We start from the raw sequence: 13192 nt of genomic DNA on the forward strand, positions 1-13192 counted from the left end.
AATGTGCTCAGCGTCCTGTCATATGCGGATGCCGTGCACTCTCGTACAGCGAGCGAGCCAGGTCCCGGTGCCTTGCAAGCAGCGGAGCGAGTTCAAGCCCGGTGAAGCGGCCATCGCGAATCTTCACGAGGCCGTTGACCATGCTCAGTGAAGCAGTTCCCGGCGTACAGAACACCAGCGCCGCCACCAGGTCATGCCCCGCACCCGCATGCGCCACGTCGCGCATGTCGAAGGCCACGACGTCCGCCGACATGCCCGGTGCCAGCGCCCCGATGTCGTCGCGCCCCAGCACGCGCGCGCCGCCGAGCGTGGCGATCTCCAGCGCCTCGCGTGCCGTCATCGCGGCCGGGCCGTAGCCCACGCGCTGCAGCAGCATGGCCTGCCGTGCTTCGCCCAGCATGTGGGCACCGTCGTTCGATGCACTGCCATCCACGCCCAGGCCCACGGGCACGCCCGCGCGACGCATCGCACCGATGGGCGCAATGCCCGAGGCGAGCCGCATGTTGGAGCAGGGGCAGTGCGCCACGCCGGTGCCGGTGCGGCCGAACAGCGCGATGCCGGCTTCGTCGAGCTTCACGCAGTGCGCGTGCCACACGTCGCGGCCGACCCAGCCCAGGTCTTCGGCGTACTCGGCCGGCGTCATGCCGAACTTCTCGCGCGAGTAGGCGACGTCGTTGTCGTTCTCGGCCAGGTGCGTGTGCAGCGACACGCCGCGCTCACGCGCGAGTTCTGCCGACAGCCGCATCAGGTCGCGCGAGACAGAGAACGGCGAGCAGGGCGCGAGCACGATGCGGCGCATCGAGTGGCGCGAGGCGTCGTGCCAGCGGCCGATGAGCCGCTCGCTGTCGCGCAGGATGGCTTCTTCGGTCTCGACCACCTCGTCGGGCGGCAGGCCACCGGCGCTGCGGCCCACGCTCATGCTGCCGCGCGCGGCGTGGAAGCGCATGCCCATCGCATCGGCCGCCTCGATCGAATAGTCGAGCTTCGAGCCGTTGGGAAACAGGTAGAGGTGATCGCTGGTGGTGGTGCAGCCCGAGAGCATCAGCTCGGCCATCGCGGTCTGCGTCGACACGCGGATCATCTCGGGCGTGATGCGCGCCCACAGCAGGTAGAGGTTGGTGAGCCAGCCGAACAGCTCCGCGTCTTGCGCTTCGGGCACGGCGCGCGTAAGGCTCTGGTACATGTGGTGGTGCGTGTTGACCAGGCCCGGCATCACGACGTGGCCGTGCATGTCAATGGCTTCGGCGCCGCCGTTGCGCAGCGCGTCGAGGTACACCGTGGGCAGCTCCGCCGTGGGCCCCACCCAGGCCACGGCGGGCCCGTCGCACACCACGGCGCCGTCGGCGATTTCGCGCCGGGCGGCGTCCATGGTGACCAGAACGTCGGCATGTCGAAGGATCAGCATGCCGGCATTCTTGCCCGCGCTCAGAGGTCGGGCAACCCCATGGCCGGATCGCTCACGGTGTGCTTGCCGGTTTCCACGCGGCCCGCAAAGCGACGGTAGTAGGCGGGGTCGGCATCGCAGGTGACGGCGAAGTCGTACCACTGGCCGCTGTCCGCAAGCGCCCAGTGCTGGTCCACGTTGGCGCCACCGTTCACCGTTGCGGTCCACGGGCCGTCGGTGCGGTAGGCCTTGGCGGTAATGGTGAACTTGCATGCGGCCTTGCCGTCGTTGCGCATGTTCAGGTAGACGTTGCCGTTGGCGATGTCGTAGCACACGCGCACCTCGGGCAGCGCCACACCGCCTGCGCGCAGGGTGTTGAGGTTGCCCTTGAAGTGGCGGTGAAAGCCGTTGGGGCCCAGCACCCACAGATCGTAGGCGCCGGCATCGTCGGCCATGGCGGCCCAGGTGTCGTCCAGCGTCTTGCCGGCCTCGACGACGTAGCGGCGCGGCAGGCGGTCCAGGTGCAGCTTGTCGTACACATGGAACACGGCAGCCGCCTTGCCGCTGTTGGCGAACAGCAGCTTGAGCTTGCCGCCGGTCGAATCGGCCAGCGCGCTGGTGTGCAGCTCGTAGGGGAGCGCGCGGGAGGGCCGCGAGCCGGTGGGCTGGCGCGGCAGTTGCGGGTCGAGCGGCAGCGGCACCTGCTTCAGCGCTTCCTGGTCGATGCGCAACTGGTCGGCCTCGGGCCTGTTCTTGCGTCCGGTCAACGTGGGCGGCGCCTCGCTGTTCGGCGTCGCGAAGTTGAAGGCGCTCGTGAGGTCGCCGCACACGGTGCGGCGGTAGGGCGAGATGTTCGGCTCCTTCACACCGAAGCGGGCCTCGATGAAGCGCAGCACCGAGGTGTGGTCGAACACCTGCGAATTGACCCAGCCGCCGCGGCTCCATGGCGAGAGTACATACAGCGGCACGCGCGGACCGGGGCCGAACACGCGGCCGTCGGGTGCGGGTTGGTTGCTGCTGCCCTGCGGCGGTTGCTGGGTGAAGTATTCGTGCGCCATGTCGGCGTCGGCGAGCGTCGTCTTGCCCGCGATGGGGCTCTGGGGGTTGGTGGGGTCGATCCGCGAGGGCGCGGACGGCGACGGCACGTGGTCGAAGTAGCCGTCGTTCTCGTCGAAGTTGACGAGCAGCACGGTCTTGCTCCAGACCTCGGGCACGGCCGTCAGCGCATCCAGTATTTCCTGCAGGAACCATGCGCCCTGCACCGGGCTGGACGGATCGGGGTGTTCGCAATAGATCGAGGGCGCGTTGATCCAGCTCACCTTGGGCAAGCGGCCGGCCTTGATGTCGCGCCGGAAGGCATCGAGGTATTCCTCGGGCTTGTCCCCCGGCAAGGTGTTGGCGATGCCCTTGTAGAGTGGGTTGCCCGGGTTGTCGCTGACGGGGTCGTAGGCGTGGAAGGTCACCGGCTGGCTGCTGTCGATATAGGTCGTCCTGGGGGCTGGACCGCTGGAGACCGGAAAGGGCGAGGCCCGGTTGGCGCGCCTGTACTGGCGAAAGGCGCCGAGCATGTTGTCGCCCCATTCGTCGGGCATGTTCTGGTAGCAGATCCAGCTCACGCCGGCCTCTTCGAGCCGCTCGGCGTAGGTCTTCCATGTGTAGCCGGTGTCCACCGCCGGGGCGCGGCCGTCGAGCCAGTCCCATTCGTTGTTGACGAAGGCCACGCCCTGCGCGGCAGGCCCGTTGGAGCCGGTCAGGTGGAAGGAGCGGTTGGCATCGGTGCCGGTGTGCATGGCGCAGTGATAGCTGTCGCACAGCGTGAAGGCGTTGGCCAGCGAGAACTGGAACGGTATCTCCGCTTCCTTGAAATAGCCCATGCCGGCGGTGGTCTTGTGGCGTGCCCATTGGGACAGGCGGCCGCCGTCCCAGGCATCCTGGCTGTCGACCCACGTGTGCGGCGTGCCGGTCGTTCGCTGCGCGTTGCCCTTGGTCTGGTCCAGGTGGTAGGGCAGCACGATCTTGCCGCCGGCATCGCTCTGCTGCCAGACGTTGCGCCCGCCCGGCAACGGAACGGTGAAGCGGTCGCCAAAGCCACGTACGCCCGGCAGCGTGCCGAAGTAGTGGTCGAAGGAGCGGTTCTCCTGCATCAGGATGACGATGTGTTCGACGTCCTCGATGGTGCCGGTCTTGTTGTTGGCCGGAATGGCGAGCGCGCGGCGGATGCTCGGCGGAAAGGCCGAGAGGGCAAGCGCGGCGGCGCCCGTGGTGGCCGTGCCCGTGAGGAATTTGCGGCGTGAATTCATGGACTTCTCGTTGTGGTTCTTCGGGCGCTCAGGGGGCGCAGCGCTTTTCGGGCTTGACGCCGGTGTCCGGTGCGGGGGGCGTGGGGTCTGGCGTGCCCGCGACGGGCGGGTTGGGGAGGCCGACACTGTTGCTGCTGCCGCCGCACGCGGAAAGCGCGCAGGCAATGAAGAACAGCGCGCACGCGTGATGCGTGCGCGACGTGATGAGTCGCATGGGAAATCCTCTCTCGATGTTGTGGCGCCGAGGCTAGTCAGCCCGGGTGACATCGAGATGACCCCTTCAATGTGGAGGTGTAAGCGCACGCTGTGTGCGCTTTCCGCTCCGTCAGCGATGCATGGTGAGGCTCAGAGGTCGGTCATGCCCATGGCCGGATCGCTCACCGTGTGCCTGCCGGTTTCCATGCGGCCCGCAAAGCGGCGGTAGTAGGCGGGGTCGGCATCGCAGGTCACGGCAAAGTCGTACCACTGGCCGCTGTCCGCCAGGCTCCAGTGCCGCTCGATGGTCGCGCCGCCGTTCACCGTCGCGGTCCACGGGCCATCGGTGCGGTAGGCCTTGGCCGCGATGGTGAAGGTGCAGGCCTTCCTGCCGTCGTTGCGCATGCGCAGGTGGACATTGCCGTTCGCGATGTCGTAGCGCACATGGACTTCGGGGCGAGCTGCACTGGCCTTGTTCAGCGTGGCGAGGTCGCCTTTGAAGTGGCGGTGAAAGCCGTTCGGCCCCAACACCCACAGGTCGTAGGCGCCGGCGTCATCGGCCATCGCGGCCCAGGTGTCGTCGAGCGACTTGCCCGCTTCCACCATGTAGCGGCGCGGCAGCCGGTCGAGGTGCAGCTTGTCGTACACATGGAACACGGCGGCCGCCTTGCCGGTGTTGGCGAACAGCAGTTGCAGCGTGCCGCCGGCCGCATCGGCCCTGGCGCTCGCATGCAGCTCGTAGGGCAGGGCGCGCGAAGGCCGCGTGCCTGTGGCCTGCACTGGCAGCTTGCCATCGGCGGGTGGCGTGACCTGCGGCAGGGCGTCCTGCTCGGCGCGCAACCGGTCGGCCTCGGCCTTGGTCTTGCGGCCTGCGAGCGTGGGCAGCAGTTCTTCGTTCGGCGTGGCGAAGTTGAAGGCGCTCGTGAGGTCGCCGTTGACCGCGCGGCGGAACGGGCCGATGTTGGTCTCCTTGACGCCGAAGCGCGCTTCGAGAAAGCGCAGCACCGAGGTGTGGTCGAAGGTCTGCGAGTTGACCCAGCCGCCGCGGCTCCAGGGCGAGATCACGTACATCGGCACGCGCATGCCGGGGCCGTAGACATTGCCGTCGGCCTTGGGCTGGGCGGTGGGCACGCCCGGCGGCGGCGGGTGGTTGAAATACTCGAAGCCCAGGTCCGCGTCGGACATCGTGGTCTTGCCCGCGAAGGCCTTCACGGCGGGGTCGGCCGATGGAATGGGCGAAGGCGCCGAGGCCGATGGCATGTGGTCGAAGTAGCCGTCGTTCTCGTCGAAGTTGACGAACAGCACGGTCTTGCTCCACACCTCGGGCACCGCGGTGAGAGCATCGAGCGCCTGCTGGATGAACCATGCGCCCTGCACCGGGCTCGACGGGCCGGGGTGCTCGGAGTACACGTCGGGCGGAATGATCCACGACACCTGCGGCAGCCGGCCCGCCTTCACGTCGGCGCGGAAGGCATCGAAGATCGCGCCCGCGTCGAAGGCGGCCTGGTCGGCCACCGGCAGCGTGTTGGCGGTGCCCTTGTAGAGCGGGTTGCCGGCATCGTCGCCGGGTGCATAGGCGTGCGCGGTTCCTTGGGCGTCGGTGGAATTAACGGGCTTGGCGGATGCTTCGTTCGCCTTGCGGTAGGGCTTGAAGCCCAGCAGCGGATTGCAGCCGTAGTTGTTGGAGATGTTCTGGTAGACCAGCCAGCTGACGTTCGCCTCCTGCAGGCGCTCCGCATAGGTCTTCCACTCGTAGCCCTCGGTCGAGGGGCCGGTCATCGCCCAGCTGTTGACGTTGTTCACGTAGGCCACGTTGGCGCCCGTCGGGCCGTTCGTGCCGGTCCAGTGGAAGGCGCGGTTGGCGTGCGTGCCGGTGTGCATCGCGCAGTGGTAGCCGTCGCAGATCGTGAAGGCGTTGGCCAGCGCGAACTGGAACGGAAGCTCCGCCTCCGTCAGGTAGCCCATCGACTGCGTGAAGGGCGCCGTCTTGCTCACCTTCTTGAAGCGCGGCCACTGGGACAGGCGGCCACCGTCCCAGGCCTTGTGCGAGTCGATCCAGGTGTGCGGCGTGCCGCTCACGCGTTGCGCGTTGCCCTTGGTGCCATCGAGGTGGTAGGGCACCACCTGCCGGCCCGCGTCGTCGAGCTGCTGCCACACGCTCAGGCCGTTGGGCAGGGGAATGGTGAAGCGGTCGCCGAAGCCGCGCACGCCCTTCAGCGTGCCGAAGTAGTGGTCGAAGGCGCGGTTTTCCTGCATGAGGATCACGACGTGCTCGACGTCCATGATCGTGCCGGTCTTGTTGTTGGCGGGAATGGCGAGCGCGCGGCGGATGCTTGGCGGAAAGGCCGAGAGCGCCAGCGCGGCGGCACCCGTGGTGGCGGTGCCTGTGAGGAATTGGCGGCGTGAGGTCATGGTCGTGCTCCGTCGGTTCGTGGCGTGCAGGGCGCCCAGGGCATTCCGGGTTCTACGCCACAAGCGTGACAGCGCCATGCCCATCGACGGACCGGAACAACAGCTGGGGCGAAGACATGGCGCGGCATCGCGCCGCGTTCAGGGCTCGTTGCTGATGCCGCTGGACACATGGCCGGCGGGCACGTGCAGCGATGCCGCGTCGACGTGGCCGGTCTGGTCGTCGAAGAAGAAGTCGGGCTCGAACTCGCGCAGGAACTCGCCCTTGGGCAGGCCGCCGAGGAACATGGCCTCGTCGACGCGGATGTTCCACTTCATCAGCGTGCGGATCGCGCGCTCGTGCGCCGGCGCGCTGCGTGCGGTGACCAGCGCGGTGCGGATGCGCATCTGCGCATTGCCGGCCAGCTGCAGGCGGTGCAGCGCGGCCAGCAGCGGCTTGAACGGGCCTTCGGGCAGCGGCAGGTCGGCCTTGCTGAGTTCATGCGCCTGGAAAGCGTCGAGACCTTCGGCCTGGAACACGCGCTCGGCCTCGTCCGAGAACAGCACCGCGTCGCCGTCGAAGGCAATGCGCACTTCGTTCGGCCACGCGTCGCTGGCCTTCACCGATTCGACCAGCACCCGCGCGGCGGGGAAGCCCGCGGCCAGCGCCTCGCGCACGTCTTGCGCGTTGACCGACAGGAACAGGTGCGCGCGCAACGGGCGCAGGTAGCCGAAGGGCGGGCGGCCCTGCGTGAACACGCCGCGCTGCAGCTTGATGTCGGCCGCAGCGCTCGACTTGAAGATGCGCATGCCCGAGACCGGGTCGTTGCGCGAAAGGATCACCACTTCGACGCGCTGCACGCCGTCTTCATTGAAGCGCAGCAGCTTGCGGATCAGCGAGGAGGCGATGCCGGGTGCGGCCGGCACGTCGATGCGGTCGAGCTGCAGCCGCATGTAGCCCTCGTTGTCGCCGGCCTCGAAGATGCGGTTTTCTTCTTCGAGGTTGAACAGCGCCCGCGAGGAGATCGCGACCACGAGCTTGTCTTCGAGCGTTACCGGCATGCGTTCTGCTTCCTGGCCGTTGTCACTTGACGAACTGGTTGAGTTGAATGATCGGCAGCATCACGGCCAGCACGATCAGCATCACCACGCCGCCCATCGCCACGATCAGCAGCGGCTCGAGGATGGTGGCCAGGTGCATCGCGCGGCGTTGCACCTCGGCGCCCAGCTGGTTGGCCGCGCGCTGCAGCATCAGCGGCAGCGTGCCGGTCTGCTCGCCCAGTCGCGCGAACATCGAGACCAGGCCCGGAAAGCGTTTCTTCTGCGCCAGTGCCGAGGCCAGTGGCGCGCCTTCGCGCACCAGCACCAGCGCGTCGAGCGCGTCGGCGCGCATCGCGCGGTTGCCCAGCGTTTCGGACGCAGCCTGCAGCGCCCGCAGGATCGGCACGCCGGCCGTGGCCAGCATGGCGAGCGTGCTCGCGAAGCGCGCCGCGTTGTAGCCGCGCGCAAGCTTGCCGACCAGCGGCAGCTTGAGCCACGCGGCATCGAACTTCATGCGGAAGGCTTCCTGCGCGAGTGCCAAGCGCGCGCCAATGGCCATCAGCACCACGGCGCCCAGCATCCACCAGCCGTAGTTGCGTACGCCCGCGCTCAGCGACAGCATCACGGTGGTAAGGAAGGGCAGCGAGCGCTTGGTGCCCGCGAACACCTGCGCCACCTGCGGCACCACGTAGCTCACGAGGAAGATCACGATGACGATGGCCACCAGCGTGACGATGGCCGGGTACAGCGCCGCGCCGATCAGCTTCTGCTGCAGCGCCTGGCGTTCTTCGAGGTCGTCGGCGAGGCGGTCGAGCACCAGCCCGAGGTTGCCGCTCTGTTCGCCGGCGCCGATCACGGCCGTGTAGATGGGCGAGAACTCGCGCGAGTGCGCCGACAGCGCACGCGCAAAAGGCGAGCCCGCATTGACCTCGGCGCGCAGCGACGCAACCAGGTTGCGTTGCGGCTCGGATTCGGCTTCGTCGGTGAGCGCGGTCAGCGCGCGTTCGAGCGGCAGGCCCGAAGACACGAGGCCCGCGAGCTGACGCGTCCACACCGCAAGCCCGGTGGAATTGAAGACGCGCTTGCCGCCGCCGAGCCATCGGCCGAGGCCGCTGCGTTCGCCGGTGCCGTTGATGTGGTCGCTGCCGACCGGCGTGACCGACAGCGGAATCAGCGCCTGCGCGCGCAGCAGGCTGCGGGCGCTGCGCGCGGTGTCGGCCTCGAGCACGCCTTCGCGCGACTGGCCGCTGGCATCGATGGCTTCGAATGAATAAGCGGGCATGGGAAGAAGGCCGCAGCGTCAGTCGCGCGTGACGCGCAACAGCTCGGCGCGCGAGGTGATGCCGGCCTGCACCAGCCGCTCGCCGTCTTCGCGCATCAGGCGCAGGCCGCCGCGTGCGCCGGCTTGCAGCAGTTCGCTCTCGGCCGCCTTGCTGTGGATCAGGCCCTGCACGGTTTCGTCGGCCACCAGCAGCTCGAAGATGCCGGTGCGGCCCTGGTAGCCGGTCTGGCCGCAGGCATCGCAGCCGGCACCGCCGCAGCTCGTGCAGACCTTGCGCACGAGGCGCTGCGCGAGCACGCCCAGCAGCGACGAACTCAGCAGGAAGGGCTCCACGCCCATGTCGGTCAGGCGCGTGACGGCGCTGACCGAATCGTTGGTGTGCAGCGTGGCCAGCACCAGGTGGCCCGTGAGCGACGCCTGGATGGCGATCTGCGCGGTTTCGAAGTCGCGGATTTCGCCGATCATGATCACGTCGGGGTCTTGCCGCAGGATCGCGCGCAGGGCCTTGGCGAAGGTGAGTTCGATCTTGGCGTTGATCTGCGTCTGGCCCACGCCCGGCAGCTCGTACTCGATGGGGTCTTCCACCGTCATGATGTTGCTGCGCGTCGCGTCGAGCCGGGCCAGCGCGGCATACAGCGTGGTGGTCTTGCCCGAGCCGGTCGGGCCGGTCACGAGAATGATGCCGTGTGGCTGCGTGATGAGTTTTTCGAAGCGCTGCAGCGTGTCGCCCTGCATGCCCACCGATTCGAGCGTGAGCTTCGATTCGCTCTTGTCCAGCAGGCGCAGCACGGCGCGTTCGCCATGCGCGCTGGGCAGCGTCGACACCCGCACGTCGACCGCGCGCGTGCCGATGCGCAGCGAGATGCGTCCGTCCTGCGGCAACCGCTTCTCGGAGATGTCGAGGTCGGCCATGATCTTCAGGCGCGAGATCAGCGCGGCGTGCAGTGCGCGGTTGGGCTGCACCACCTCGCGCAGCGTGCCGTCGATGCGAAAGCGCACGGACGATGTGCGCTCGTAGGGCTCGATGTGGATGTCGCTGGCGCCGTCGCGCGCGGCCTGCGTGAGCAGCGCGTTCAGCATGCGGATGATGGGCGCGTCGCCCGCGCTGGCCAGCAGGTCTTCGACCGCCGGCAGCTCCTGCATCATGCGCGAGAGGTCGGCGTCGTTCTGCACCTCGCTCACCACCGCGGCGGCGCTCGATTCGCCCTGCGCGTAGGCCGCGCTGATGCGCTGCGCCAGCGCGCCGTCGGCCAGCACCTCGAAGGCCTGCACGCCGTATTTGCGCGACACCTCGCCGACCGCGCTGCGCGCGGGCTGGGCCGACATCCACAGCGTGTAGCGGCCGTCGTCGGCCTCTTCGAGCAGCAATTGCTGGCTGCGAGCGAAGGCATAGGGCAGGGGATAGCGCATGGGCAGGGTCGGCGGGGCGTGTGCGTGGATGGCGTCGTTGAAACGGAGGATAGAACGATCGGGGCGATCAGGGCAGCTCGCGCGCGCTCACCGGGTCGCCCGTGGGCGGCAGCGCGCCGCGCAGGGGGCTCGGGGCCAGCTTGCGGTTGTCGACCGGCGCGGACGGCTGCGGAATCAGCTGGGTGCCTTGCTCGCGCAGGGTGCCGGTGCGGTTGTCGGAGGTGCCTAGCGGCGGCAGCACCGGCGCGGCATCGACGGCGCGCAGCATCACGTTGTCGGCATTGGGTTGCGCCACTTGTTGCAGGGCGCGGATCTGGTCGTAGCGGTCGTAGGCGAAAGCCTCGGTCGACGCGTTGTCGCGCATCACGACCGGGCGCAGGAACATCATCAGGTTCTTCTTGCTGCGTGAGCGGTTCTCGCTCTTGAACAGATTGCCGAACACCGGGATGTCGCCAGCGAGCGGCACCTTGTCGATGCTGGTGCCGTAGGTGTCGGACAGCAAGCCGCCGAGCATCACGAGGCCGCCGTCGTCCACGAGCACGCTCGACTCGAGCGAGCGCTTGTCCGTGGTCGGACCGTTCGGATCGGTGAGGGTGCCGGCCGTCACGTTGGAGGTCTCCTGGAAGATCGTCATCTTCACGGTGCCGTTTTCGTTGATGGTCGGACGCACGCGCAGGGTGAGGCCGACGTCCTTGCGCTCGACGGTGGTGAACGGGTTCACGCCCACCGAGCCCGAAGTGCTGGCGTAGGAGCCCGTGGGGAAGGGGACGTTCTGGCCGATCACGATCTTGGCTTCTTCGTTGTCCAGCGTCAGCAGGTTGGGCGTGGACAGCACGTTGGCGTCGTTGTCGTTGCTGAAGAAGTTCGCCACCGCGCCCAGGATGTACTGGCCACCGATCTTGCCCGCGATGCCGATGTTCAGCCCCGGCTGGATCGACCCCGCCAGGTTGGCGGGGTTGCGGGTGGCCAGTGCCTGCGTCAGTGCCAGGATGTTGGACTTGTTGAGGCTGGAGTTGGTGCCGATGACGCCGTTGCTGCCGAGCGCGCTTTGCCATTGCACGCCGAACTGGGCCGCCTTGGTGGCGTTGACCTCGACGATCAGCGCTTCGATCATGACCTGCGCACGGCGGCCATCGAGCTTGTCGATCACCGCGCGGATCTGGCGGTACTGCGGCTCGGGCGCGGTGATGATCAGCGAGTTGGTCGTCGGGTCGGCCTGGATCTGGCCGCCGGTCGAGGGCTGGTTGTTGTTGTTCAGCGGCGCATTGGCGGCAGCCGAGCCACCGCCGCTGCTTCCGCTCATGCTGGTCTGCATGGCCTGCGGCGCGCTGCTTTGCTGCGGCACCGGGCTGCTGCCGCCACCGCCCACGGCGCCTTGCGCACCCGACTGCTGGTTGGCCGCCATCGCGGCGCGCAGCGTGGCTGCCAGCCGCACCGCGTCGGCGTTCTTCAGGTAGACCACGTAGATGTTGCCGGCCGCGCCGTTGCCGCTGTCCGTGGGTGCGCGGTCGAGTTTTTCGACCAGCGTGCGAACGAGCTGCACGCGCGCCGGATTGGCCGCGCGCAAGATCAGCGAGTTGCTGCGCGGATCGGCCAGCAGCGTGGTGCGGAACGACGCATCGGCCGCGCCCGGCGCGGCGGCGGCGCCCGGTGCGCCCGAGCCGCTGCCGTCGACCAGCCGCTGGACCAACGGCAGCAGGTCGGTGGCGACCGAGTGCTTGAGCTGGATCACTTCGATGTCCGACGCATTGGGCACGTCGAGCGACGCGATGATGCGGGCCAGCCGGCGCATGTTGTCGGCGTAGTCGGTGATCACGAGCGAGTTGTTGCCCGGGTTCACGTTGATGGTGTTGTTCGGCGGGATCAGCGGGCGCAGCACCGGCAGCAGGCTGTTGGGCGACTCGTAGTTGAGCCTGAAGATCTGCGTGACGATCTGGTTGCTGCCGCTCGACGCGGTCGCGCCGATGGAGGTGTTGACCGTGCTGCTCTGCAGCTTGGCGTCGGCTTCGGGCACGACCTTGTAGAGCCCGTCGGCCTCGACCACCGTGAAGCCCTGCAGCCGCAGCGCCGAGGCGAACTGGTTGAACGCGGCGGCCGGTGCGATGGCGCGGTCGGTGACGAGGTTCATCGTGCCCTTGACGCGCGGATCGACCACCACATCGCGCCCGGTCACCACGGCCATGGTGCGGGCCACGGCCTCGATGTCGGCGTTGGCGAAGTTCAGCGTGATCGGTTCGCCGCGCCGCGGTGCGTCGCCGGCCTGTGCGAAGGCAGGCGAGACGGCCTGCAGGAGCGACGCCGCGATCAGCATGCGCGCCGCGATGGCGACGATGCCGAGGCGGGCGCCGGGCGAAGACAGTGGCTTCATCATGATCGGATCAACCCAGGGTGATGATCGAACGCGCGTTGTCGCGTCGTCCGATGATGTTCAACAAATTGGAAAGCGCGTCTTCGCGGCCGGGCGCGGCACTGGCTTCGCCATTGAAGCGGAAGGTGGTGCCGTTCCAGCTGCCGCTGCCGTTCAACTCGAGGCTGCCCTCGCGCGTGCTGAGCAGCAGCGTGGGACGGTTGCCGCCTTCGAGCGTGAGCCGGTAGCTGCCCATCGGCCGCAGGGTCGACAGGCTGGAAGAAACATCGGTGGCGTCGAGCGTCGCCTGCCCCGCGATGTGCAGCGTGGGGCCGTCCCACTGCATCGCGAAGGCCTTGGTGGAGAGGTCGAGCGCGCCGTCGAGCTTGAGCGTGTTCCAGGGCGCGCCCAAGCCGGTGAGCATGGTCGCGGGCCAGCGCGAGCGCGCGTCCTGCCATTCGAGCTGCATGCCCTTGGCGCGCGGGCTGGCCTTGAGCTCGAGCGGCGTGGCCGCGCAGCAGGGCAGGTCGAGGCTGGCGGACATGCCGCTCCAGCTCGGCCGCATGCGCCAGTGCAGCAGGCCCGGCAACGAGATGGCTTCGGCGCCGCCGGCACCGCTGGCGAACACCACGGCGGCCGTGCCGTTCCAGACGGTGCCGCGCGGGTTGGCCAGCACCAGCCGGCCCTGGCTCCAGCTCGACAGCGCGGCCGAGAGCCAGCGCGCGGGCGCGAACAGCACCACCGTGAGCACGGCACCGATCACGACGCCGAGCAGGGCCCAGCGCCAGCCGCCGCGCGGCCTGGTTTCGGGGAGAAGGGGGCGCGTCACCATGCCGGGTTGCCGT

Annotated in this window: 9 protein-coding genes; all 9 read right to left on the bottom strand. The window is 68.5% G+C overall.

The window, feature by feature from the left end; genetic code table 11:
* Positions 1-7 precede the first annotated feature (7 nt).
* The 9 genes from BLQ28_RS23830 to gspN all read right to left on the bottom strand — a co-directional run bounded on the left by BLQ28_RS23830 (position 8) and on the right by gspN (position 13179).
* Positions 8-1405: an 8-oxoguanine deaminase gene (locus BLQ28_RS23830; protein WP_093245333.1), complete on the bottom strand. Its 1398-nt coding sequence runs from the start codon at positions 1403-1405 to the stop codon at positions 8-10.
* A gap of 20 nt (positions 1406-1425) precedes the next feature.
* Positions 1426-3684: a phosphocholine-specific phospholipase C gene (locus BLQ28_RS23835; RefSeq protein ID WP_093245336.1), complete on the bottom strand. Its 2259-nt coding sequence runs from the start codon at positions 3682-3684 to the stop codon at positions 1426-1428.
* Between the two features lie 28 nt (positions 3685-3712).
* Complete coding sequence (locus tag BLQ28_RS23840; RefSeq protein ID WP_093245339.1) at positions 3713-3898, bottom strand: hypothetical protein; 186 nt, start codon at positions 3896-3898, stop codon at positions 3713-3715.
* Between the two features lie 131 nt (positions 3899-4029).
* Complete coding sequence (locus BLQ28_RS23845; protein WP_093245341.1) at positions 4030-6291, bottom strand: phosphocholine-specific phospholipase C; 2262 nt, start codon at positions 6289-6291, stop codon at positions 4030-4032.
* Positions 6292-6429: 138 nt separating this feature from the next.
* On the bottom strand, positions 6430-7329 hold the full coding sequence (locus tag BLQ28_RS23850) for a 5'-nucleotidase (RefSeq protein WP_093245344.1): 900 nt from the start codon (positions 7327-7329) through the stop codon (positions 6430-6432).
* Positions 7330-7351: 22 nt separating this feature from the next.
* Complete coding sequence (gene gspF, locus BLQ28_RS23855; protein WP_093245347.1) at positions 7352-8590, bottom strand: type II secretion system inner membrane protein GspF; 1239 nt, start codon at positions 8588-8590, stop codon at positions 7352-7354.
* 18 nt (positions 8591-8608) lie between these two features.
* Positions 8609-10000, bottom strand: coding sequence for a GspE/PulE family protein (locus BLQ28_RS23860; RefSeq protein ID WP_093245350.1), 1392 nt, complete (start codon positions 9998-10000; stop codon positions 8609-8611).
* Positions 10001-10067: 67 nt separating this feature from the next.
* Entirely contained in the window at positions 10068-12371 is a 2304-nt protein-coding gene (gene gspD, locus BLQ28_RS23865) for a type II secretion system secretin GspD (protein WP_093245353.1), read from the bottom strand.
* 7 nt (positions 12372-12378) lie between these two features.
* On the bottom strand, positions 12379-13179 hold the full coding sequence (gspN, locus tag BLQ28_RS23870) for a type II secretion system protein N (RefSeq protein ID WP_093245356.1): 801 nt from the start codon (positions 13177-13179) through the stop codon (positions 12379-12381).
* Positions 13180-13192 lie beyond the last annotated feature (13 nt).

The sequence above is a fragment of the Variovorax sp. EL159 genome (assembly GCF_900100965.1).
Classification (GTDB): Bacteria; Pseudomonadota; Gammaproteobacteria; order Burkholderiales; family Burkholderiaceae_C; genus Variovorax.